This window comes from Streptomyces sp. DSM 42067 (genome assembly GCF_055792885.1).
Map to the genome: position 1 here is coordinate 5,894,983 of NZ_CM147706.1, position 19,666 is coordinate 5,914,648.

The following is a 19,666-nucleotide window of genomic DNA, read 5'->3' on the forward strand; positions in this document are numbered from 1 at the left end:
GGACTGGCAGCTACCCTTCCTGTTATGGGCAGGCGAGGGTTGTGGCAGGGGTTGTCGGGAAGGGTATGGCAGATCATCGCCATGTTCACAACTGGTATTCCTTGGCTGACCGTCCGGAATGCGGACGCTGGTGCCCGATAGATATGTAACGCGTCCGTTTCGCGGCCATCTATCTCGGATCGGTTTGTCCGGATTTTGGACTAAGTAGGCGTCAGGTGTGATCGAACCGAGACCAAAAGGGTGTGGCCGGGTCGTAGCCCATGGCTAATAGTTAGGCGCGTAGAGCTCGGGTCAATGGGTCACGCGCTGTGGGGAGCGCCGACTCACGAGCACACTGGGGCACCGGATCTTTTCGCCGTCAGGGGTGGCGGCGTCGTTTCATGTGCACCCTCTTGACGTGAACAAGTGGACTCATGAGGAGGAGAACCCATGCGCGGTGCCAAGAGCGCCAAGTGGGTCGCGGGGGCAATCGTCGTCGCGCTGGCAGCAACGGCCTGTGGTGGCGGCAGCGGCGAGGACGAGCCGAAGGACAAGGGCGCGCTCGCGGGCTACGTCTCGATCGATGTCGGCGAGCCGCAGAAGCCGCTGATCCCGGCGGACACCAACGAGACCAACGGCTCGTACGTCATCCAGTCCCTGTTCACTCAGCTTCTGGACTTCGACGCCAAGGGCGAGATCGTCTACACGAACGCCGAGTCCGTCACCACCGAGGACTCCAAGACCTGGACGGTCAAGCTCAAGAGCGGCTGGAAGTTCCACAACGGCGAGGACGTCACGGCGCAGTCGTACGTCGACGCCTGGAACTGGTACGCGAACATCAAGAACAACCAGCAGAACTCGTTCTGGTTCGCTGACATCGCCGGCTACGACGACGTCCACCCGGAGAAGGGCGACCCGAAGGCCGACAAGATGTCCGGTCTGAAGGTCGTGGACGACACCACCTTCACCATCGACCTGAAGGAACGCGTTCCGTACTTCAACTACAAGCTCGGCTACACCACGTTCGCCCCGCTTCCGAAGGTCTTCTACGACGACCCGAAGGCGTTCGGCCAGAAGCCGGTCGGCAACGGTCCGTACAAGTTCGAGAAGTGGACCCACAAGAAGCTGATCCAGGTCCAGGCCTGGGACGACTACAAGGGCCCCAACAAGGCCGCGAACAAGGGCATCCAGTTCAAGAACTACGCCACCCTCGAGGCGGCGTACCAGGATGTCGTCTCCGGCAACCTGGACATCATCCGCCAGGTCGGCCCGACGGACCTGCCGAAGTACAAGCAGGACCTCGGTGACGGCGCCATCGAGGAGCCGTACGCGGCCATCCAGTCGCTGGTCCCGGCCTTCTACTCCAAGACGTTCAAGGACGTCGACCCGAAGGTCATCCAGGGTCTGTCCATGGCGATCGACCGCGACACGATCACCAAGACCGTCCTGAACAACACCCGTACGCCCGCGACGAGCTTCACGCCGCCGCAGGTCAAGGGCAACCAGGACCTGGACACGGACGTCTTCACGTACGACCCGAAGAAGGCCAAGGAGCTCATCGAAGAGGGCGGCGGCGTCCCGGGCAACAAGGTCTGGATCCAGTACAACACCGACGGCGGCCACAAGGAGTGGGTGACCGCGGTCTGCGAGTCGATCCGCAACGCCACCGGTGTCGACTGCGTCGGCGACGCGAAGCCGGACTTCGCCACCGACCTCGAGGCGCGCGACAACGACGAGGTGAAGTCGATGTACCGCGGCGGCTGGGTCGCCGACTACCCGGTCAACGTCAACTTCATCAAGGAGCTCTACCACACCAACGCCGAGTCCAACAACGGCCGTTTCTCCAACAAGGAGATCGACGCGCTGATGGCGGAGGGCGACAAGGCAGAGTCCCTGGACGAGGCCGTCAAGGCCTACCAGGAAGTCGAGAAGAAGCTCGTCGACGAGATGCCGGCCATCCCGCTGTGGTACTACCGCATCAACGGTGGCCACGGTAAGGGCGTGGACAATGTCAACGTGGACTTCCACGGCGACCTCGAGCTGACCCAGGTCACCACCAAGTAAGCGCCCACGGGCCAATTCCCACTAGGCCGTCAGTCCGCCGCCGCCGATCCGTCGGCGGTGGCGGAGGGCCGCGGGGGCCGCTCCTCACCGAGCGGCCCCCGCGACTGCAGTCATCCCTCACGGAGGCACACCCATGGGGCGTTATGTCGCACGACGACTGCTCCAGATGATCCCGGTGTTCATCGGGTCGACACTGCTGATCTTTCTCATGATGTACGCCTTGCCCGGCGATCCCGTCAGGGCGCTCATGGGAGACCAGGCGTACGACCCGGCCGTGGTCGAGAGCATCCGCCACGACCTTGGTCTCGACCTGCCCATCTGGCAGCAGTATCTGAACTACCTGGGTGGCCTTTTCCAGGGCGACTTCGGTACCGAGATCGGGAGCCAGCGTCCCGTCGCGGACATCATCGCTGACGCGTTCCCGGTCACCATCCGCCTCACCCTGTTCGCGTTCGCGTTCACGGTGCTCGTCGGCATCGGCCTCGGCGTCATTGCCGGGCTCCGCCCGGACTCCGTCCGGGACCGAGGGCTGCTGACCCTCACCCTGGTACTGATCTCCATGCCCTCCTTCGTGCTGGGCTACCTCATGCAGTACCTCTTCGCCTTCCAGTGGGGCCTCACCACGCCGACCGTGCAGGACTCCGAGAACTTCGGCGACCTGTTCCTGCCGGCAATCGTCCTCGGCTCCCTCTCACTGGCGTACGTGGCCCGGCTGACTCGTACGTCGATGGCGGAGAACCTGCGAGCCGACTACATGCGCACCGCGGTGGCCAAGGGGCTGCCGCGCGGCCGGATCGTCGGCGTCCACCTGATGCGCAACTCCCTGATCCCCGTGGTCACCTTCCTGGGAACCGACATCGGCAACCTGATGACCGGGGCGATCGTCACCGAGGGCATCTTCAACGTTCAGGGTGTCGGCGACGCCATCTACGAGGCGCTGTTCCGCCGTGAGGGTGCCACGGTCGTGGGTATCGCCTCTCTCATCGTGATCGTCTACCTCGTCGCCAGCCTGCTCGTCGACCTGCTTTACGCGGTCCTGGACCCGAGGATCCGGTATGCCTGAGAAGACCGCTGAGAAGGCCGGGAAGACCGTGGCGAACGACCTGGGCCAGGGAACCGCCGCCGTTGCCGGCGATTCCGGCCCCGCACCGGCGAAGGCGCGCAGCCTGTGGTCCGACGCCTGGCACGACCTGCGCCGCAACCCGCTCTTCCTCGCCTCGGCCGTGCTGATTGTGCTGCTGCTCGTCATGGCGGCCGCGCCGGGCCTGTTCACCAGCGCATCCCCGCGCGACGCCGACCTGGCCAAGCACTACCTCCAGCACCCGAACTGGGGCAACTTCTTCGCCCCGGACTGGCTCGGATACGACGGCCAAGGACGCTCCATCTATGCCCGAGTCGTCTACGGCGCCCGCGCCTCGATCCTCGTCGCCGTCGGCGTGACCCTGCTGGTGGCCGTGCTCGGCACCGCGGTCGGCATGACCGCCGGCTATTTCGGGGGCTGGCTCGACAGCTTGCTCTCCCGTATCACCGACGTCTTCATGGCCATCCCGTATCTGCTCGGCGCTCTGGTCGTCCTCACCACCTTCGAGGTGCGTTCGGTCTGGGTCGTGATGCTGGCGATGGCCTTCCTGGGGTGGACCCAGATCGCCCGCGTCGCCCGTGGTTCCGTGATCACCATCAAGCACGCGGACTACGTCGTCGCGGCCAAGGCGCTCGGCGCCTCCACGACACGCATCATGCTGAAGCACATCCTGCCCAACGCCCTCGCCCCGATCATCGTCGTGGCGACCATCGCGCTGGGCGGTTACATCGCGGCCGAGGCCACGCTGTCCTTCCTCGGCGTCGGACTCGCAGATCCGACGGTGTCCTGGGGCGTGGACGTTTCCACTGGCCGTGAGCAACTGCGCAACGCGCCGTACGTGCTGATCATTCCGTCGGTGATGGTCTCGATCACGGTCCTGTCGTTCCTCATGTTCGGCGATGCTGTACGCAACGCCCTCGACCCCAAGCTGCGCTGAGGGAGGCGTACGTGACCATCATCGACAAGCCTGCGGACGTTCCCGCGCCGCGTGCCGGGGGCGACTTCGACGGCCCGCTGCTCGAAGTCCGTGACCTGCACGTGGAGTTCCACACCCGGGACGGCGTCGCCAAGGCCGTCAACGGTGTCAACTACACCGTCAGCGCGGGCGAGACGCTCGCCGTGCTCGGCGAATCCGGTTCGGGAAAGTCCGTGACCGCTCAGGCGATCATGGGCATCCTCGACATGCCGCCGGCACGGATCCCCCAGGGGGAGATCTTCTTCCGCGGCGAGGACATGCTCAGGATGTCCGGCGAGGAGCGACGGAAGATCCGCGGCCGGAAGATCGCGATGATCTTCCAGGACGCGCTCTCCTCCCTCAATCCGGTCCTCTCCGTGGGCTACCAGCTCGGCGAGATGTTCCGCGTCCACCAGGGCCTCTCCAAGAAGGAGGCCAAGCTCAAGGCCATCGAACTGATGGACAGGGTGCGTATCCCGGCCGCCAAGGAGCGCGTGGGCGACTACCCGCACCAGTTCTCCGGCGGTATGCGCCAGCGCATCATGATCGCCATGGCGCTGGCCCTCGAGCCCGATCTGATCATCGCCGACGAGCCCACCACGGCCCTCGACGTGACGGTCCAGGCGCAGGTCATGGACCTGCTCGCGGAGCTCCAGCGCGAGTACAACATGGGTCTGATCCTGATCACCCACGACCTCGGCGTGGTCGCCGACGTCGCGGACAAGATCGCGGTCATGTACGCGGGCCGGATCGTCGAGACGGCGCCCGTGAACGAGCTGTACAAGCGCCCGGCCCACCCGTACACACGCGGCCTGCTGGACTCGATCCCGCGCCTGGACCAGAAGGGCCAGGAGCTGTACGCGATCAAGGGTCTGCCGCCCAACCTGACCCGCATCCCGTCCGGTTGCGCATTCAACCCGCGCTGCCCGAAGGCGCAGGACATCTGCCGTACCGAGGTGCCGGCACTGCTTCCCGTCACCGAGCGGGACGGCAGTGAGCTGGTCGGCCGCGGCAGCGCGTGCCACTTCTGGAAGGAGACGATCCATGGCTGAGCTCAGCAAGGCGGGTGAGCCGCAGGACGCCCTGGACGCGACTCCGAACGTCACCGACGTGGAGGTGGTCGACGCCCACTCCGACGCCGAGGCGGTCGCGGCCATCGAAGCCCCCGTCGAGCGCGGTGAGCCGATCCTTCAGGTCCGCAACCTGGTGAAGCACTTCCCGCTGACCCAGGGGATCCTCTTCAAGCGGCAGATCGGCGCGGTCAAGGCCGTGGACGGGGTCTCCTTCGACCTGTACCAGGGCGAGACTCTGGGCATCGTGGGCGAGTCCGGCTGTGGCAAGTCCACCGTCGCCAAGCTTCTGATGACCCTGGAGAAGGCGACCGCGGGCGAGGTCTTCTACAAGGGCCAGGACATCACCAAGCTGTCCGGGCGCGCGCTGAAGGCCGTACGCCGGAACATCCAGATGGTGTTCCAGGACCCGTACACCTCGCTCAACCCCCGTATGACGGTGGGCGACATCATCGGGGAGCCCTTCGACATCCACCCCGAGGTGGCGCCGAAGGGCGACCGGCGGCGGAAGGTCCAGGAGCTCCTGGACGTCGTCGGCCTCAACCCCGAGTACATCAACCGTTATCCGCACCAGTTCTCGGGCGGTCAGCGCCAGCGCATCGGCATCGCCCGCGGCCTCGCGCTCAACCCCGAGATCATCATCTGCGACGAGCCGGTCTCCGCCCTGGACGTGTCCGTCCAGGCGCAGGTCATCAACCTGATGGAGAAGCTGCAGGACGAGTTCAACCTGTCCTACATCTTCATCGCGCACGACCTGTCGATCGTCCGGCACATCTCGGACCGGGTCGGCGTGATGTACCTCGGCAAGATGGCCGAGATCGGCACGGACACCCAGATCTACGACCACCCGACGCACCCCTACACGCAGGCGCTGCTGTCGGCGGTCCCGGTGCCCGACCCGGAGGCCCGCGAGGGTCGCGAGCGGATCATCCTCACCGGGGACGTGCCCTCGCCCGCCAACCCGCCGTCCGGCTGCCGCTTCCGCACCCGCTGCTGGAAGGCCCAGGACAAGTGCGCCACCGAGGTACCGCTGCTCGCGGTCCCCGAGCGGTTCGCGTCCTCGGACTCCCCGGCCGCGCACGAGTCGGCGTGCCACTTCGCGGAGGAGAAGGACGTGGTGCACGCGGCGTGAGGCCGTGATGTACGTCGATCGGGCGCCCGGGGCCGGAAGCGGCTCCGGGCGCCCGTCGTTGTGGCGGTGCCGCGGCGCACGTCCGGCCGGGCCGTACCGCGGTCCTGCGGGAGCATGGCGGCAGATGATCCCCATGCCCTGGAAGGTATGCATGTCTGAGCATGTCGGCTCCGTCGGCGCCCTGCAGTGTGTCGTACTGGACTGCCCCGATCCCCGCGCTCTCGCCCGCTTCTACCGCGGGCTTCTCGGCGGTGAGGTCGACCGGCCCGATCCGCGGTGGTCGCTGGACGACGACTGGTCGACCCTGCACACCGACTCCGGTCTGGTGCTGGCCTTCCAGCGGGTCGGCGACTATCGGCCGCCACGGTGGCCCGGCCCGTCCGCGCCGCAGCAGTTCCACCTGGACATCGGAGTCGACGACCTCGACCGGGCCGAGGCCCAGGCCCTGGAGCTGGGCGCCGTCTGCCTCGGCGACGGAGGCGGAACCCGCGGTTGGCGCGTGTACGCGGACCCTGCGGGCCACCCGTTCTGCCTGGTGCGCGACTGACGGCGCCGCATCACCCCGAGGACCTGTTCAGCGGGGCTGACATCTGGGGTTGCCCCGTGCCGAGGCGGTTCCCACAGGGAGACGGCACCCGAGACCACGTCGGCTCCGGTGCCGCGATCGCCGCCGTCGCCGCAGTGTGCGTTGCCATCACCGTTGTCTCCCGGCCGTTCGTGGTGCGCGCCCGTGCCGTCCGTGTCGAGATGCCGACGCATGAGTCACGCCCACGCTCGGTTGCGTCGGCGGGGACGGCTTGGGCATGGCCGGGGCGCGGCCCCTGTACATGGGGTGTGGGCCGCGCCCCGGTTTCCCGTGTGGAGTCAGTCGGACCGTGCTCGGGTCAATGGGCCGGGGACTGGCTCCTCGGCCGGGCGTTGATCGGGGGGAGCGATCGGGCCTTGGCCGCGGGCTTTCTGTGGGTGGTCAGGCCCCCCGGGCAGGGGCCTTGAGGTCCTTGGTACTCGTCGAACCTTTGGATTCGGTGTGCGGGACCGATGACTCCGGATAGTGGCATGCCGTCAGATGGCCCTCCCGGCTTCCCTCCGCCCGTACCAGCGGCGGAGTCTCGCTCGCGCACCGGTCGGTCGCCTTCCAGCAGCGGGTGCGGAAGCGGCAGCCCGAGGGCGGGTTCAGTGGCGAGGGCACGTCACCGGCGAGCCGGATGCGTTCGCGGGCCGGCGCCGCGTCGTCCGCCGCCACCTCCGGGACAGCCGACAGCAGCGCGCGGGTGTACGGGTGGCGCGGGTTGCCGTAGAGCTGGTCGCGGTCGGCGATCTCCACGATCCGGCCCAGATACATCACGGCGACGCGCTGCGAGAAGTGGCGTACGACGGCCAGGTCGTGGGCGATGAAGAGGAAGGCGATGCCCAGGTCCTTCTGCAGCTCCTGCAGGAGGTTCACCACCTGCGCCTGGATCGAGACGTCCAGCGCCGAGACCGGCTCGTCCGCCACGATCAGCTTCGGTTCGAGGGCGAGCGCCCTGGCCACCCCGATACGCTGCCGCTGGCCGCCCGAGAACTCGTGCGGGAAGCGGTTGTAGTGCTCCGGGTTCAGACCCACGATCTCGAGGAGTTCGCGGACGCGCCGCTCGCGGCCGCCCGGCGGCTCGATGCCGTTGATCTCCATCGGGCCGGAGACGATCCTGCCCACGGTCTGCCGCGGGTTGAGCGAGGCGTACGGGTCCTGGAAGATCATCTGGATCTCCGGGCGGACGGGGGCCAGCTGCCGTCGCGAGGCGTGGGTGATGTCCCGGCCGCGGTATGTGATCCTGCCGCCGGTCGGTTCCAGGAGCCGGGTGATCAGCCGGCCCGTCGTCGACTTCCCGCAGCCGGACTCGCCGACCAGACCCAGGCTCTCACCGGCCGCGACCGTGAAGTCCAGCCCGTCCACGGCCTGTACGGCGCCGATCCTCCGCCGGAACGGAAAGCCGCCCATGACCGGGAAGTGCTTGGTGAGCCCGGAGACCTCCAGGAGCGGAGCCCCGGGCGAGGGGAGGCCCGCGGGAGCCGGGGATACCGCCGGAACCGGGGGTGTCGTGCTGCTCATGATGCTGAAGTCCCGTCAGTGTCAGGTCAGTTGGGCTGGATTCCGGCGAAGTCGGCGAAGAACTCCACTCGCTGGGCGGGGCTCAGATGGCACGCGGCCCCGCGCCCGTCCACCACCTCCAGCGGCGGCTGCGCGCCCGCACACAGCCCGCCCGCGACCTGCTCGAAAAACGCGCACCGGGGATGGAACCGGCACCCCGTCGGCGGATTGAGCAGGCTCGGCGGCGCGCCCGGGATCGGCGACAGCGGTACGTCGACGGGATGGTCGAGGGTCGGCATCGAGCCCAGCAGTCCCCAGGTGTACGGGTGCTGGGGCGCCCGCAGTACCTCCCTCTTCGTGCCGCGCTCCACACACCGCCCGCCGTACATCACCAGCACGTCGTCCGCGATGTCGGCGATGACGCCCAGGTCGTGGGTGATGAAGATGATCGACGTGCCGGTCTCCTGCTGGAGGTCCTTCAGGAGGTCCATGATCTGCGCCTGGACCGTCACGTCCAGCGCGGTCGTCGGCTCGTCGGCGATCAGCAGCGCCGGATCGCACACCAGCGCCATCGCGATCATCGCGCGCTGGCGCATACCGCCCGAGAACTGGTGCGGATAGTCGTCCACCCGCAGCTCCGGCTGCGGGATGCCCACCTTGGCCAGCATCTCGACCGCACGTTTCCCGGCCTCCTTCCGGGAGGCTCCGGTGTGCTTGCGGTACGTCTCGCCGATCTGCCTCCCGACGGTGTGGTACGGCGACAGGGACGCCAGCGCGTCCTGGAAGATCATGGACATCTTGTTGCCGCGCAGCCGCTCGAGCTGCCGCTCGGTGGCTGTCAGCACATCCTGGCCGTCCAGCACGATCTCGCCGTCGATCTCGGTGGTGCTTGGGTCGTGCAGGCCCAGGATCGCCAGGCTGGTGACGGACTTGCCGGAGCCCGACTCGCCGACGATGCCCAGCGTCCTGCCGCGCTCGAGGTCGAAGGAGAGCCCGTCGACGGCCTTGACGATGCCGTCCTCGGTGGAGAAGTGGACACGCAGATCGCGTACGGAGAGGAAGGGGGTGCTCATGGATCTCTCGGCTCTCCCTAGGCGAGGCGGACGCGCGGGTCGATGAAGGCGTACAGGGCGTCGACGGCGATGTTGAGGACGACGATGGCGCCGGCAGCCACCAGCGTGACCCCGAGCAGCATCGGCAGGTCGTTGTTGTTGACCGCGTCCACGGACAGCGCCCCGATGCCGTGGAGGCCGAACGTCGCCTCCGTGATGATCGCGCCACCGAAGAGACCGCCGAGGTCGAGGCCGAAGATGGTGATGATCGGGCCCATCGCACCCCGCCAGGCGAAGTGGAAGAAGACGGCATGGCGGGAGAGGCCCTTGGCGCGCGCCGTGCGCACGTAGTCCTCGCCGAGCGCCTCGACCAGCTGGGAGCGGGTCATGCGGGTGTAGTTCGCGGTGAAGATCAGCGCGAGGATGAGCCACGGCAGCAGCAGCCCCTTGAACCAGCCCATCGGGTTCTGCGTCAGCGGTATGTCCTGGGGACGACTGAGGATGTGCCACTGGTCGACCAGGTAGTACATGGCGACCAGGCCGACGATGTAGATCTGCAGGGAAGAGCCGATCAGCGACGCGGACGAGGCGATCTTGTCCACTGTTCTGCCCTGCTTGACCGCGGCGAGCATGCCGGCGCCCACACCGAAGAGGACGAACACGACCGCACTGCCGAGGGCGAGCGCGAGCGTGGTCGGGAAGCGGTTGAGGATCAGGCCCAGAACCGGCTCGTGATAGTGGAACGAGTAGCCGAGGCACGGTGCCGGACAGCGGCCGAACGAGGCGTAGTCGCGGCCGGTGAACAGGGCCTGGAGCCAGTGCCAGTACTGGACGGGCAGCGGGTCGGCGATCCCCAGGTTGCGCCGCACCAGCGCCAGGGTCTGCGGCGTGCAGGTCTTGCCGCAGGCGAGCCGGGCAGGGTCGCGCGGTGCGACATAGAAGAGGAGGAAGGTGATCGCGCTGATGATCAGCAGGATCACCACGGCGCCGAGGATCCGGCGGACGAGGAAGCGGAACATGGCGATGGTTTCCCTGGCAGATGCCGGCGGGCGACGGGCCCCCTGCACGGTGGGGCCCCCGGTCATGGGGATCCCCACTTGAGCGCAGTCCTGAGTGGGGGAGAGGCCGGGACCGGAGGGTGGTCGAAGTGCTTGGGGCCGGATGGGTGGGGCGGGGCGCCACGAAAGCGCCCCGCCGGGGGCGTCAGGCCTTGGCGTAGAGCTTGTACATGATGAAGGCGGAGAACAGCGGGTCGAAGAGCGCGCCGCCGACCTTCGAGCCGTGGAGGTAGAAGCGGCGCTGGTAGGTCTCCGGGATGATGGGCGCCTCATCCTTCATGATCTCGTTGTCCAGCGTTGCCCACGCCGTGCCCGCCTTCTTCGGGTCGGCGATCACGGCGTTCTTCTTGATCGCCTCGTTGACCCACTTGACGTTGAGCTGGGAGACGTTGTTGGAGCCGTTGCCGATGGTGCCGCCGTCGAACAGTGGCTGGATGACCGTGTAGCCGGTCGGCCAGTCCGGAGCCCAGCCGAACCACATCACGTCGAACTTGTTGTCGACCTGCTGGGCCTGGTCGTAGTACGAGGTGGAGTCGATCGGCTTGATGACCGGGTCGAAGCCCGCCGCCTTGAGGGCGTTCTCGATGACGACCTTGGTCTTGTTGTAGGTGTCGCTGATGGGATAGGCGTAGACGATCTTCCGGCCGAGCTGGCCCGCCTCCTTCAGCAACTTCTTCGCCGTCTCCGGGTCGCCCTGCGGCTTCTTCAGCTTGCCGTAGACGTCGGCGTGCTCGTAGCCGAGTATGTCGGGGCTCAGGATGGAGGACGCGTAGTCACCGGCGGACGGACCACCGTAGATCTTGCGGATCTGCTCCAGCGGCCAGGCGTATATGAGGGCCTGGCGCACCTTGAGGTCGGTGACGCGCTTGGTGTTGACGGCGTAGTAGTAGAGGCCGCTCAGCAGGCCGTTGATGGTGCGCTTCTTCAGCTCGGGGTCAGTGAGCACCTTCTGCATGCGCTCGGCTGGTATCCCGTAGTACGCCATGACGGCGTACTGGTCGTCGCCGGAGTCGGCGATGAGGCGGTCCGTCTGCGCGAGCGCCTGGGGGCCGAACTCGAAGGCGAAGGAGTCCGGGTAGGCGTTGCGGATCGGGTCGGTGGCCGGGTCCCAGTGCTTGTTGCGCACAAGCGTCATCGATTTGTCGACGGAGTGCTGAGAGATCCGGTACGGGCCGGCGGAGACCGGGTCCTTGTCGTACTTCTCCTTGGTGTCGTGCTTGACGGGCACGGCGCCGTAGGACTGCATCGCCAGCGTGAAATTGAGGTCCGGGCGGGCCAGCTTCAGCTTGAACGTGATGGTCTTCTTGGCGGTGTCGGTGTCGATCGAGTCGAGGTGCCTGCCGCTGAAGGGGCCCTTGTACTTGGCGCGGAAGTCCGTCCTGCCGGTCAGGTCGGTCTGGAGGTAGGTGGCGCCCTCGGTTGTGAAGCTCGAGAAGCCGCGCTCGATGCCGTGCCGGACGTCCTCGACGGTCAGCTCGCTGCCGTCCTCCCACTTGAGGCCGTTCTTCAGGGTGAAGGTCCAGGTCTTGCCGCCGTCGGACATGGTGCCCGCATCGGTGGCGAGGTCGCCGACCAGCTTCATGGACCCGTCCGGCGCGATCTTGTAGCCGGTGAGGCAGCGGACGTACAGGTTGGCGACCGTGGAGTTCCACGAGAAGTAGATGCGCTGCGGGTCGAGGTGGGAGAAGTCGTCCGGGGCGATGCCGCGGATCGTGCCGCCCTTGCGCGCGCCGCTCACCTCGGGGGCGGGTCCGGTCGAGTCATCCTTCGTCCCCACGGTGACCGAGGCGCCGGTGTACTTGGTGGCGCCGGCGTGCGCGGTGCCGCCGCCGGTCCCGCCACCGCCGCTGCTGCACGCGGAGAGCGCCATGGAGCCGCCGACGGCGACCGACGTGGCGATGACGAAGTTTCTACGGGAAAGGGACATGGTTTCCTGTCCTGAATCGATGAGAGAGGCTGATGGTCCGGCGGGCCCCGTCGCCCGGGCCGGTAGGGAAGGGGGCGACAGTTCAGCGCTTGGTCTTCGGGTCCAGTGCGTCGCGTACGGAGTCGCCCAGGAGGTTGAAGGCGATCACGAAGATCACCATCGACAGGCCCGGGAAGAGCATGAACGTGATGTCTGACTCGTAGTACTTGGCGCCGTTCTGGATCATCACGCCCCAGTCCGGGGTGGGGTCGGACAAGCCCACTCCCAGGAAGGCGAGGGCCGCCTCGGTGGTGACGAACATCGGGAGTGCGAGAGTCGCCTGGATGAGAATCGGCGTCCACAGATTGGGCAGCAGCTCCTTGAAGATGATCCGGGCGGGTGAGGCGCCGGTCACCTTGGACGCCTCCACGAACTCCCGTTCGCGCAGGGCGAGTACCTCGCCGCGTAGCAGACGTGCGATGGGGGCCCAGCCGAAGGCCGTCATGACGGAGATGAGGCTGACGACGGTCAGCCAGATGGGCGTGTTCTCCTCAGGAGAGACCATGATCGAGATGAGGACGGGCCAGAAGGCGATGAAGAAGAGGGTCGACGGAAAGGCCAGCAGGATGTCGATCACGCGGCCGATCAGGTAGTCGGTCCTTCCGCCGAGGTAGCCGACGGTGATGCCGACGACGATGCCGAGCGCGGTCACCAGCAGGGTGGTCGCCGTCGCGATGAGCAACGAGTTGCGGATGCCGTAGATCAAGAAGGTGAAGACGTCCCGTCCGAGCTGGGGCTCGATGCCGAACCAGAAGTGGCTGCTGATGCCGCCGTTGGGCTTGACCGGAAAGCCGAAGTCGTTGAGCAGGCTCGGGTCGTTCTGCCCGTACGTGGTGTACGGATTCTTTCCGTACACCGTCGCTATCAGCGGCGCGCAGATCGCGACCACGAAGAAGAACAGCACCACGTAGGCCGAGACCACACCCGTCCTGTCCCGTTTGAAACGGCGCCAGGCGAGTCGCCCGGGCGAGCGGCCCTCACCGCCCTGGGGTGCGGAGAGCTCCGCCACGGTGATGGCGCTGTCGGGCACCACCTCAAGAGGGGCGGCCACAGAAGAAGTTGGCAGGGTCATGGTGCTCCTGGCTCCTGGCCCGAAGGGTCGAGAAATCCGCAGGCGAGGCCACGGGTTAAGCGGACTCTCGCAACGCGATTCGTGAAGGGTCAATGAATCCCGGAAGTCCTTGAGGTGGTCTTTTGCCGTTTGACCCGCGCTCGACCAAACGGCGGGCCGGGCTTGTGGTTGCCATGGCAGAACCGAGAGCACGATCCGGACGCACCGGGTTGAATGCATCAATCGGTTCGATAACCGGGCGCCTGCGTCTCGCAATACGTACATCCGGATGGCCCTGGCCTGCTTCGGGCGGGGTGAATGTGTGGTTCATGACGTATGAGGCGATATTGGGCGGTACGTAACCCAGGCTTGAGGCAGAGCAGCGGGACCGGCCGCGGGACCGAGCAAGGGACCGAGCAAGGGACCGAACGCGGGACCTGGCAGGGGACCGAGGACGGCACCGAGCACTCCGAGGAGGAACTCCATGCGTGGAGCCACGCACGCCCGGTGGATCGTGAGCGCGGTGGCGGTCGCACTCGCGGCGACGGCATGCGGAAGCGCGGGCGACGGCGGCACCGGAGGCAGCGACGGCTCCGGAATCCTGAGCTCCTCCTGGGGCGACCCGCAGAACCCGCTCGAGCCGGCGAACACCAACGAGGTGCAGGGCGGCAAGGTCCTGGACATGATCTTCCGCGGCCTGAAGCGGTACGACGCGAAGACCGGCGAGGCCAAGAACATGCTCGCCGAGAAGATCGAGACCTCCGACTCGCAGAACTTCACGATCACCGTCAAGGACGGCTGGACGTTCAGCAATGGCGAGAAGGTCACCGCGAAGTCCTTCGTGGACGCCTGGAACTACGGCGCAAGCCTGAAGAACAACCAGCGGAACGCCTATTTCTTCGGCTATATCGACGGATTCGACCAGGTCCACCCGACATCCGGCGACCAGACCGCCGAGACGCTGTCCGGACTGAAGGTCGTCGACGACACGACATTCACCGTCCGGCTCAACCAGCGGTTCTCGACGTTCCCCGACACCCTCGGCTACGTGGCCTTCGCCCCGCTTCCCCGGGCGTTCTTCGACGACCACGACGCCTGGCTGAAGAAACCGGTCGGCAACGGCCCCTACACCGTCGACTCGTACACCAGGGGCTCGCAGATGTCCCTGCGCAGATGGGACGGATATCCGGGGGGCGACAAGGCGCAGAACGGGGGAGTGGACCTCAAGGTCTACACCGACAACAACACCGCCTACACCGACCTCATGGCGGGAAATCTCGACCTCGTCGACGATGTCCCGGCATCCCAGCTCAGAAATGTCCAGGCCGATCTCGGTGATCGCTACATCAACACCCCGGCCGGCATCATCCAGACCATCGCCTTCCCCTTCTACGAAGAGGCATGGTCGAAGCCGGGGACGGAGAAGGTCCGCAAGGGCCTGTCCATGGCCATCGACCGGAACCAGATCACCGACACGATCTTCCAGAAGACCCGCACCCCGGCCACCGACTGGACATCGCCGGTCCTCGGTGAGGAAGGCGGCTTCAAGGAGGGGCTGTGCGGCGAGGCCTGCGAGTACCGCCCGGACGAGGCGAAGAGGCTGGTCCAGGAGGGCGGCGGCCTTCCCGGCGGACAGGTCAGGATCTCGTACAACGCGGACACCGGCTCGCACAAGGAGTGGGTGGACGCGGTCTGCAATTCCATCAACAACGCGCTCGGCAATGACAGGGCCTGCGTCGGAAACCCGGTCGGCACGTTCGCCGACTTCCGCAACCAGATCACCCAGTCCAAGCTGACGGGCCCTTTCCGGGCCGGCTGGCAGATGGACTATCCACTGATCCAGAACTTCCTGCAGCCGCTCTACTACACGGGCGCCTCGTCCAACGACGGAAAATGGTCGAACAAGGAATTCGACGACCTCGTGGACAGGGCCAACGCCGAGACCGAGGCGCCGAAGGCCGTCGGCATCTTCCAGCAGGCGGAGGAGGTGGTCCGGGACAACATGGCCGCCATTCCCCTCTGGTACCAGAACGGCAGCGCCGGATATTCGGAGAGGATCTCCAATGTGGCGCTGAACCAGTTCAGCGTTCCGGTGTACGAAGAAATCAAGGTCGGCTGACCACCCAAGGAGCCACCCCTCGGAGCCCGCCATGGGACGCTATGTGATCCGGCGTCTGTTGCAGATGATCCCGGTCTTTCTCGGCGCCACCCTGCTGATCTTCCTGATGGTGAACGTGATGGGCGATCCCGTCGCGGGGCTGTGCGGAGAGCGGCAGTGCGACCCGGCGACGGCCGCCCAGCTCAAGAAGGAATTCGGCCTCGACAAGCCCGTGTGGCAGCAATACCTGACGTACATGGGCAACGTCTTCACCGGTGATTTCGGGACCGCGTTCAACGGCCAACCGGTCACCGAGCTGATGGGGTCCGCCTTCCCCGTGACGATCCGGCTCACGATCGTCGCGATCGTCTTCGAGATCGTCATCGGCATCACGCTCGGCGTGCTCACGGGGCTGCGCCGCGGCCGGCCCGTCGACACCACCGTGCTGTTGGTGACGCTGGTCGTCATCTCGATCCCGACCTTCGTCACCGGTCTGCTGCTCCAGCTGCTGCTCGGCGTCGAATGGGGCCTCATCAAGCCGTCCGTGTCCCCCGACGCCCCGTTCGACGAACTCCTCGTACCCGGGCTCGTCCTGGCGTCGGTCTCACTCGCGTACGTCACCCGGCTGACCCGCACCTCGATCGCCGAGAACCGCCGCGCTGACTACGTCCGCACCGCCATCGCCAAGGGCCTGCCCCGGCAGAGGGTGATCACCCGGCATCTGCTGCGCAACTCCCTGATCCCCGTGGTCACCTTCATCGGCACGGACATCGGCGCGCTGATGGGCGGCGCGATCGTCACGGAGCGGATCTTCAACATCCACGGCGTCGGCTACCAGCTCTACCAGGGCATCCTGCGGCAGAACACCCAGACCGTCGTCGGCTTCGTGACCGTCCTTGTGCTGGTCTTCCTGGTGGCCAACCTGCTCGTCGACCTCCTCTACGCCGTACTCGACCCGAGGATCCGCTATGCCTGAGACCGAGCGGCCGGAGGCGCTGCGGGGGTCCGCAGGCCGTCCCCCTGAAGATGGCCGTATCGCCGCGACCGGGGCGGGCGGCGCGATGGACCTCGCGGCGAGCGAGGCGACGACGCTCGAGAGGGCACCGGTCCTACCCGGCGTTCCGGGCCTACCCGGCGGGGGCCCGTCCGGGAAACCGCGCTCGCTCTGGTCCGACGCCTGGCACGACCTGCGCCGCAACCCCGTCTTCGTCGTCTCCGGCCTGGTCATCGTCTTCCTGGTCCTCATCGCGCTCTGGCCCTCGCTGATCGCCTCGGGCAACCCGCTCAGCTGCGACCTCGCCAAGGCCCAGGAGGGCTCACAGCCCGGACACCCCTTCGGCTTCGACGGCCAGGGCTGCGACGTCTACACGAGGACCGTGTACGGCGCCCGCACCTCGGTCACCGTCGGCGTCTGCGCCACCCTCGGTGTCGCCCTCCTCGGCTCGGTCCTCGGCGGACTTGCCGGATTCTTCGGCGGCGCCTGGGACGCGATCCTCTCCCGCGTCACGGACATCTTCTTCGCCATCCCCGTCGTCCTCGGCGGTCTGGTGCTGCTGTCCGTGGTGACCAGCTCGACCGTGTGGCCCGTCGTCGGATTCATGGTGCTGCTCGGCTGGCCGCAGATCTCCCGTATCGCCCGCGGGGCGGTCATCACCGCCAAGCAGCACGACTACGTGCAGGCCGCGCGGGCCCTCGGCGCCTCCAGTACGCGGATCCTGCTGCGGCACATCACGCCCAACGCGATCGCCCCGGTCATCGTCGTGGCGACCATCGCGCTCGGTACGTTCATCGCGCTCGAGGCGACCCTCTCGTACCTCGGGGTCGGGCTGAAGCCGCCCACCGTGAGCTGGGGCATCGACATCTCCGCGGCCTCCCCGTACATCCGTAACGCCCCGCACATGCTGCTCTGGCCGGCCGGCGCGCTGGCGATCACGGTGCTCGCGTTCATCATGCTCGGCGACGCCGTGCGCGACGCCCTCGATCCCAAGCTGAGGTGAGGAGGGCAGGGAAGATGCTGCTCGAAGTGCGCGACTTGCACGTGGAGTTCACGACCCGGGACGGAGTCGCCAAGGCCGTCAACGGGGTGGATCTCCACGTGGACGAGGGCGAGACGCTGGCGGTCCTCGGCGAGTCCGGCTCCGGGAAGTCGGTGACCGCGCAGGCCGTCATGGGCATCCTGGACATCCCGCCCGCCCGGATCACCGGCGGCGAGGTCCTCTTCCAGGGTCGGGATCAGCTGTTGCTCAAGGAGGACGAGCGGCGGAAGGTCCGCGGCGCCGGAATGGCGATGATCTTCCAGGACGCGCTGTCCTCGCTGAACCCCGTGCTGAGCGTCGGCGACCAGCTCGGCGAGATGTTCCGCGTCCACCAGGGGCTGTCGCGGAAGGACGCCAGGGCGAAGGCCGTCGAGCTCATGGAGCGGGTGCGGATCCCGGCCGCGAAGGAGCGCGTCGGGCAGTATCCGCACCAGTTCTCCGGCGGCATGCGTCAGCGCATCATGATCGCCATGGCGCTGGCGCTGGAGCCCGCCCTGATCATCGCCGACGAGCCGACGACCGCCCTCGACGTCACGGTCCAGGCCCAGGTCATGGACCTGCTGGCCGACCTGCAGCGCGAGTACCACATGGGTCTCGTCCTGATCACCCACGACCTGGGCGTGGTCGCGGACGTCGCCGACCGGATCGCCGTCATGTACGCGGGCCGCATCGTGGAGTCGGCACCCGTCCACGACATCTACAAGGCACCAGCCCACCCCTATACGAAGGGCCTGCTCGAGTCGATCCCGCGCCTCGACCGCAAGGGGCAGGACCTCTACGCCATCAAGGGACTGCCGCCGAACCTGATGAACATCCCGCCCGGCTGCGCCTTCCACCCGCGCTGCCCGCTGGCCCAGGACGTGTGCCGCACCGACGTTCCCGACCTCTTCGAGGTCTCCGGGGAACGCAGGAGCGCGTGCTTCTACTGGAGGGAGACACTCCATGGCTGAGCCGTACGCGCAGGCCCCGGAGGTGGCCCCGCCCGCCCGCGGCGAGCCCATCCTCCAGGTGCGCGGCCTCGTCAAATACTTCCCGCTCACCCAGGGCATCGTCCTCAAGAAGCAGGTCGGCTCGGTCAAGGCCGTCGACGGCGTCGACTTCGACCTGGGGCACGGCGAGACCCTCGGCATCGTCGGCGAGTCCGGGTGCGGCAAGTCGACGGTCGCGAAGCTCCTCGTCCAGCTGGAGAGGCCGACGGCCGGGCGGATCACGTACCGAGGCGAGGACATCGGCGCGCTGTCCGGCCGCGCCCTGAGAGCCGTACGCCGCAACATCCAGATGGTCTTCCAGGACCCCTACACGTCCCTCAACCCCCGCATGACCGTGGGCGACATCATCGGGGAGCCCTTCGAGATCCATCCCGAGGCCGCCCCGAAGGGCTCACGCCGACAGCGCGTTCAGGAGCTCCTCGACGTGGTGGGCCTCAACCCCGAGTTCATCAACCGCTATCCGCACCAGTTCTCCGGCGGCCAGCGGCAGCGCATCGGCATCGCCCGCGGGCTCGCCTTGCGCCCCGAGATCATCGTCGCCGACGAGCCGGTCTCCGCCCTCGACGTGTCGGTACAGGCGCAGGTCATCAACCTGATGGAGAAGCTGCAGGACGAGTTCGACCTCTCGTATGTCTTCATCGCCCACGACCTGTCCATCGTGCGGCACATCTCGGACCGGGTCGGGGTGATGTACCTGGGCCGGATCGTCGAGATCGGCACGGACGAGGAGATCTACGAGCACCCCACGCACCCCTACACGCAGGCGCTGCTCTCCGCCGTCCCCGTGCCGGACCCGGAGGCGCGCGAGCACCGCGAGCGAATCGTCCTCACCGGGGACGTGCCCTCACCGGCCAACATCCCGTCCGGCTGCCGCTTCCGCACCCGCTGCTGGAAGGCGCAGAAGCGGTGCGAGATCGAGGTGCCCCTGCTTGCGGTGCCGGAGGAATTCCGGACGGCGCCAGGGCCCGCGGCCCATGACTCGGCCTGCCACTTCGCCGAGGAGAAACACGTCGTCCCCACGCAGTAAGCGACATAACACGATAAATACCCATCAATTTCGTTAACAC

General features: G+C 67.1%; 16 protein-coding genes. 11 read left to right on the forward strand and 5 right to left on the reverse strand.

The annotated features are described in order from the left end of the window. Positions 1–429: 429 nt before the first annotated feature. The 6 genes from ACSMXV_RS26970 (at position 430) to ACSMXV_RS26995 (ending at position 6,828) form a co-directional block, all read left to right on the forward strand. On the forward strand, positions 430–2,043 hold the full coding sequence (locus ACSMXV_RS26970) for a peptide ABC transporter substrate-binding protein (protein WP_473173818.1): 1,614 nt from the start codon (positions 430–432) through the stop codon (positions 2,041–2,043). Positions 2,044–2,176: 133 nt separating this feature from the next. Next, positions 2,177–3,106: an ABC transporter permease gene (locus ACSMXV_RS26975; RefSeq protein ID WP_473173819.1), complete on the forward strand. Its 930-nt coding sequence runs from the start codon at positions 2,177–2,179 to the stop codon at positions 3,104–3,106. Further along, positions 3,099–4,061, forward strand: coding sequence for an ABC transporter permease (locus ACSMXV_RS26980; protein WP_473173820.1), 963 nt, complete (start codon positions 3,099–3,101; stop codon positions 4,059–4,061). The genes ACSMXV_RS26975 and ACSMXV_RS26980 overlap by 8 nt, the downstream gene beginning before the upstream one ends. Positions 4,062–4,072: 11 nt before the next feature. Then, entirely contained in the window at positions 4,073–5,131 is a 1,059-nt protein-coding gene (locus tag ACSMXV_RS26985) for an ABC transporter ATP-binding protein (protein ID WP_473173821.1), read from the forward strand. Continuing rightward, positions 5,124–6,281 (forward strand): ABC transporter ATP-binding protein, encoded by a 1,158-nt coding sequence (locus tag ACSMXV_RS26990; RefSeq protein WP_473173822.1) that lies wholly within the window; start codon positions 5,124–5,126, stop codon positions 6,279–6,281. The genes ACSMXV_RS26985 and ACSMXV_RS26990 overlap by 8 nt, the downstream gene beginning before the upstream one ends. Positions 6,282–6,432: 151 nt before the next feature. Continuing rightward, positions 6,433–6,828, forward strand: coding sequence for a VOC family protein (locus ACSMXV_RS26995; protein ID WP_473173823.1), 396 nt, complete (start codon positions 6,433–6,435; stop codon positions 6,826–6,828). 420 nt (positions 6,829–7,248) lie between these two features. Here the strand turns inward: ACSMXV_RS26995 and ACSMXV_RS27000 are convergent, their stop codons facing one another. From ACSMXV_RS27000 to ACSMXV_RS27020, 5 genes are all read right to left on the reverse strand, one after another. Then, the gene (locus tag ACSMXV_RS27000; protein WP_473173824.1) at positions 7,249–8,370 is read right to left on the reverse strand and encodes an ABC transporter ATP-binding protein; all 1,122 of its coding nucleotides are present in this window, start codon (positions 8,368–8,370) and stop codon (positions 7,249–7,251) included. A gap of 26 nt (positions 8,371–8,396) precedes the next feature. Further along, on the reverse strand, positions 8,397–9,422 hold the full coding sequence (locus tag ACSMXV_RS27005) for an ABC transporter ATP-binding protein (RefSeq protein ID WP_473173825.1): 1,026 nt from the start codon (positions 9,420–9,422) through the stop codon (positions 8,397–8,399). 17 nt (positions 9,423–9,439) lie between these two features. Next, a complete protein-coding gene (locus tag ACSMXV_RS27010; protein WP_473173826.1) occupies positions 9,440–10,420 on the reverse strand; it encodes an ABC transporter permease in 981 nt (326 codons plus the stop codon). Positions 10,421–10,604: 184 nt separating this feature from the next. Then, positions 10,605–12,386, reverse strand: coding sequence for an ABC transporter substrate-binding protein (locus ACSMXV_RS27015; protein ID WP_473173827.1), 1,782 nt, complete (start codon positions 12,384–12,386; stop codon positions 10,605–10,607). An 82-nt stretch (positions 12,387–12,468) separates the two neighbouring features. Continuing rightward, complete coding sequence (locus ACSMXV_RS27020) at positions 12,469–13,497, reverse strand: ABC transporter permease (RefSeq protein ID WP_473173828.1); 1,029 nt, start codon at positions 13,495–13,497, stop codon at positions 12,469–12,471. Positions 13,498–13,960: 463 nt separating this feature from the next. On the opposite strand from ACSMXV_RS27020, the gene ACSMXV_RS27025 reads away from it, so the two are divergent. The 5 genes from ACSMXV_RS27025 to ACSMXV_RS27045 are packed head-to-tail and all read left to right on the forward strand — an operon-like array spanning position 13,961 to position 19,626. Further along, complete coding sequence (locus ACSMXV_RS27025; protein ID WP_473173829.1) at positions 13,961–15,595, forward strand: peptide ABC transporter substrate-binding protein; 1,635 nt, start codon at positions 13,961–13,963, stop codon at positions 15,593–15,595. Positions 15,596–15,626: 31 nt separating this feature from the next. After that, a complete protein-coding gene (locus ACSMXV_RS27030; protein ID WP_181655312.1) occupies positions 15,627–16,550 on the forward strand; it encodes an ABC transporter permease in 924 nt (307 codons plus the stop codon). Then, the gene (locus ACSMXV_RS27035) at positions 16,543–17,571 is read left to right on the forward strand and encodes an ABC transporter permease (RefSeq protein WP_473173830.1); all 1,029 of its coding nucleotides are present in this window, start codon (positions 16,543–16,545) and stop codon (positions 17,569–17,571) included. Before ACSMXV_RS27030 ends, ACSMXV_RS27035 begins: the two co-directional genes overlap by 8 nt. Before the next feature lie 14 nt (positions 17,572–17,585). Next, positions 17,586–18,560 (forward strand): ABC transporter ATP-binding protein, encoded by a 975-nt coding sequence (locus ACSMXV_RS27040; protein ID WP_473173831.1) that lies wholly within the window; start codon positions 17,586–17,588, stop codon positions 18,558–18,560. Then, the gene (locus tag ACSMXV_RS27045) at positions 18,553–19,626 is read left to right on the forward strand and encodes an ABC transporter ATP-binding protein (RefSeq protein WP_473173832.1); all 1,074 of its coding nucleotides are present in this window, start codon (positions 18,553–18,555) and stop codon (positions 19,624–19,626) included. The genes ACSMXV_RS27040 and ACSMXV_RS27045 overlap by 8 nt, the downstream gene beginning before the upstream one ends. Positions 19,627–19,666 lie beyond the last annotated feature (40 nt).

What these genes read in the sequence shown, in the direction of transcription:
- ACSMXV_RS26970 (WP_473173818.1), top strand. Translation starts at nt 430, where the DNA reads ATGCGCGGTGCCAAGAGCGCCAAGTGGGTCGCGGGGGCAATCGTCGTC.
- ACSMXV_RS27020 (WP_473173828.1), bottom strand. Translation starts at nt 13,497, where the DNA reads ATGACCCTGCCAACTTCTTCTGTGGCCGCCCCTCTTGAGGTGGTGCCC.
- ACSMXV_RS27000 (WP_473173824.1), bottom strand. Translation starts at nt 8,370, where the DNA reads ATGAGCAGCACGACACCCCCGGTTCCGGCGGTATCCCCGGCTCCCGCG.
- ACSMXV_RS27015 (WP_473173827.1), bottom strand. Translation starts at nt 12,386, where the DNA reads ATGTCCCTTTCCCGTAGAAACTTCGTCATCGCCACGTCGGTCGCCGTC.
- ACSMXV_RS27045 (WP_473173832.1), top strand. Translation starts at nt 18,553, where the DNA reads ATGGCTGAGCCGTACGCGCAGGCCCCGGAGGTGGCCCCGCCCGCCCGC.
- ACSMXV_RS27010 (WP_473173826.1), bottom strand. Translation starts at nt 10,420, where the DNA reads ATGTTCCGCTTCCTCGTCCGCCGGATCCTCGGCGCCGTGGTGATCCTG.
- ACSMXV_RS27040 (WP_473173831.1), top strand. Translation starts at nt 17,586, where the DNA reads ATGCTGCTCGAAGTGCGCGACTTGCACGTGGAGTTCACGACCCGGGAC.
- ACSMXV_RS26995 (WP_473173823.1), top strand. Translation starts at nt 6,433, where the DNA reads ATGTCTGAGCATGTCGGCTCCGTCGGCGCCCTGCAGTGTGTCGTACTG.
- ACSMXV_RS27030 (WP_181655312.1), top strand. Translation starts at nt 15,627, where the DNA reads ATGGGACGCTATGTGATCCGGCGTCTGTTGCAGATGATCCCGGTCTTT.
- ACSMXV_RS26975 (WP_473173819.1), top strand. Translation starts at nt 2,177, where the DNA reads ATGGGGCGTTATGTCGCACGACGACTGCTCCAGATGATCCCGGTGTTC.
- ACSMXV_RS27025 (WP_473173829.1), top strand. Translation starts at nt 13,961, where the DNA reads ATGCGTGGAGCCACGCACGCCCGGTGGATCGTGAGCGCGGTGGCGGTC.
- ACSMXV_RS26980 (WP_473173820.1), top strand. Translation starts at nt 3,099, where the DNA reads ATGCCTGAGAAGACCGCTGAGAAGGCCGGGAAGACCGTGGCGAACGAC.
- ACSMXV_RS27005 (WP_473173825.1), bottom strand. Translation starts at nt 9,422, where the DNA reads ATGAGCACCCCCTTCCTCTCCGTACGCGATCTGCGTGTCCACTTCTCC.
- ACSMXV_RS26990 (WP_473173822.1), top strand. Translation starts at nt 5,124, where the DNA reads ATGGCTGAGCTCAGCAAGGCGGGTGAGCCGCAGGACGCCCTGGACGCG.
- ACSMXV_RS27035 (WP_473173830.1), top strand. Translation starts at nt 16,543, where the DNA reads ATGCCTGAGACCGAGCGGCCGGAGGCGCTGCGGGGGTCCGCAGGCCGT.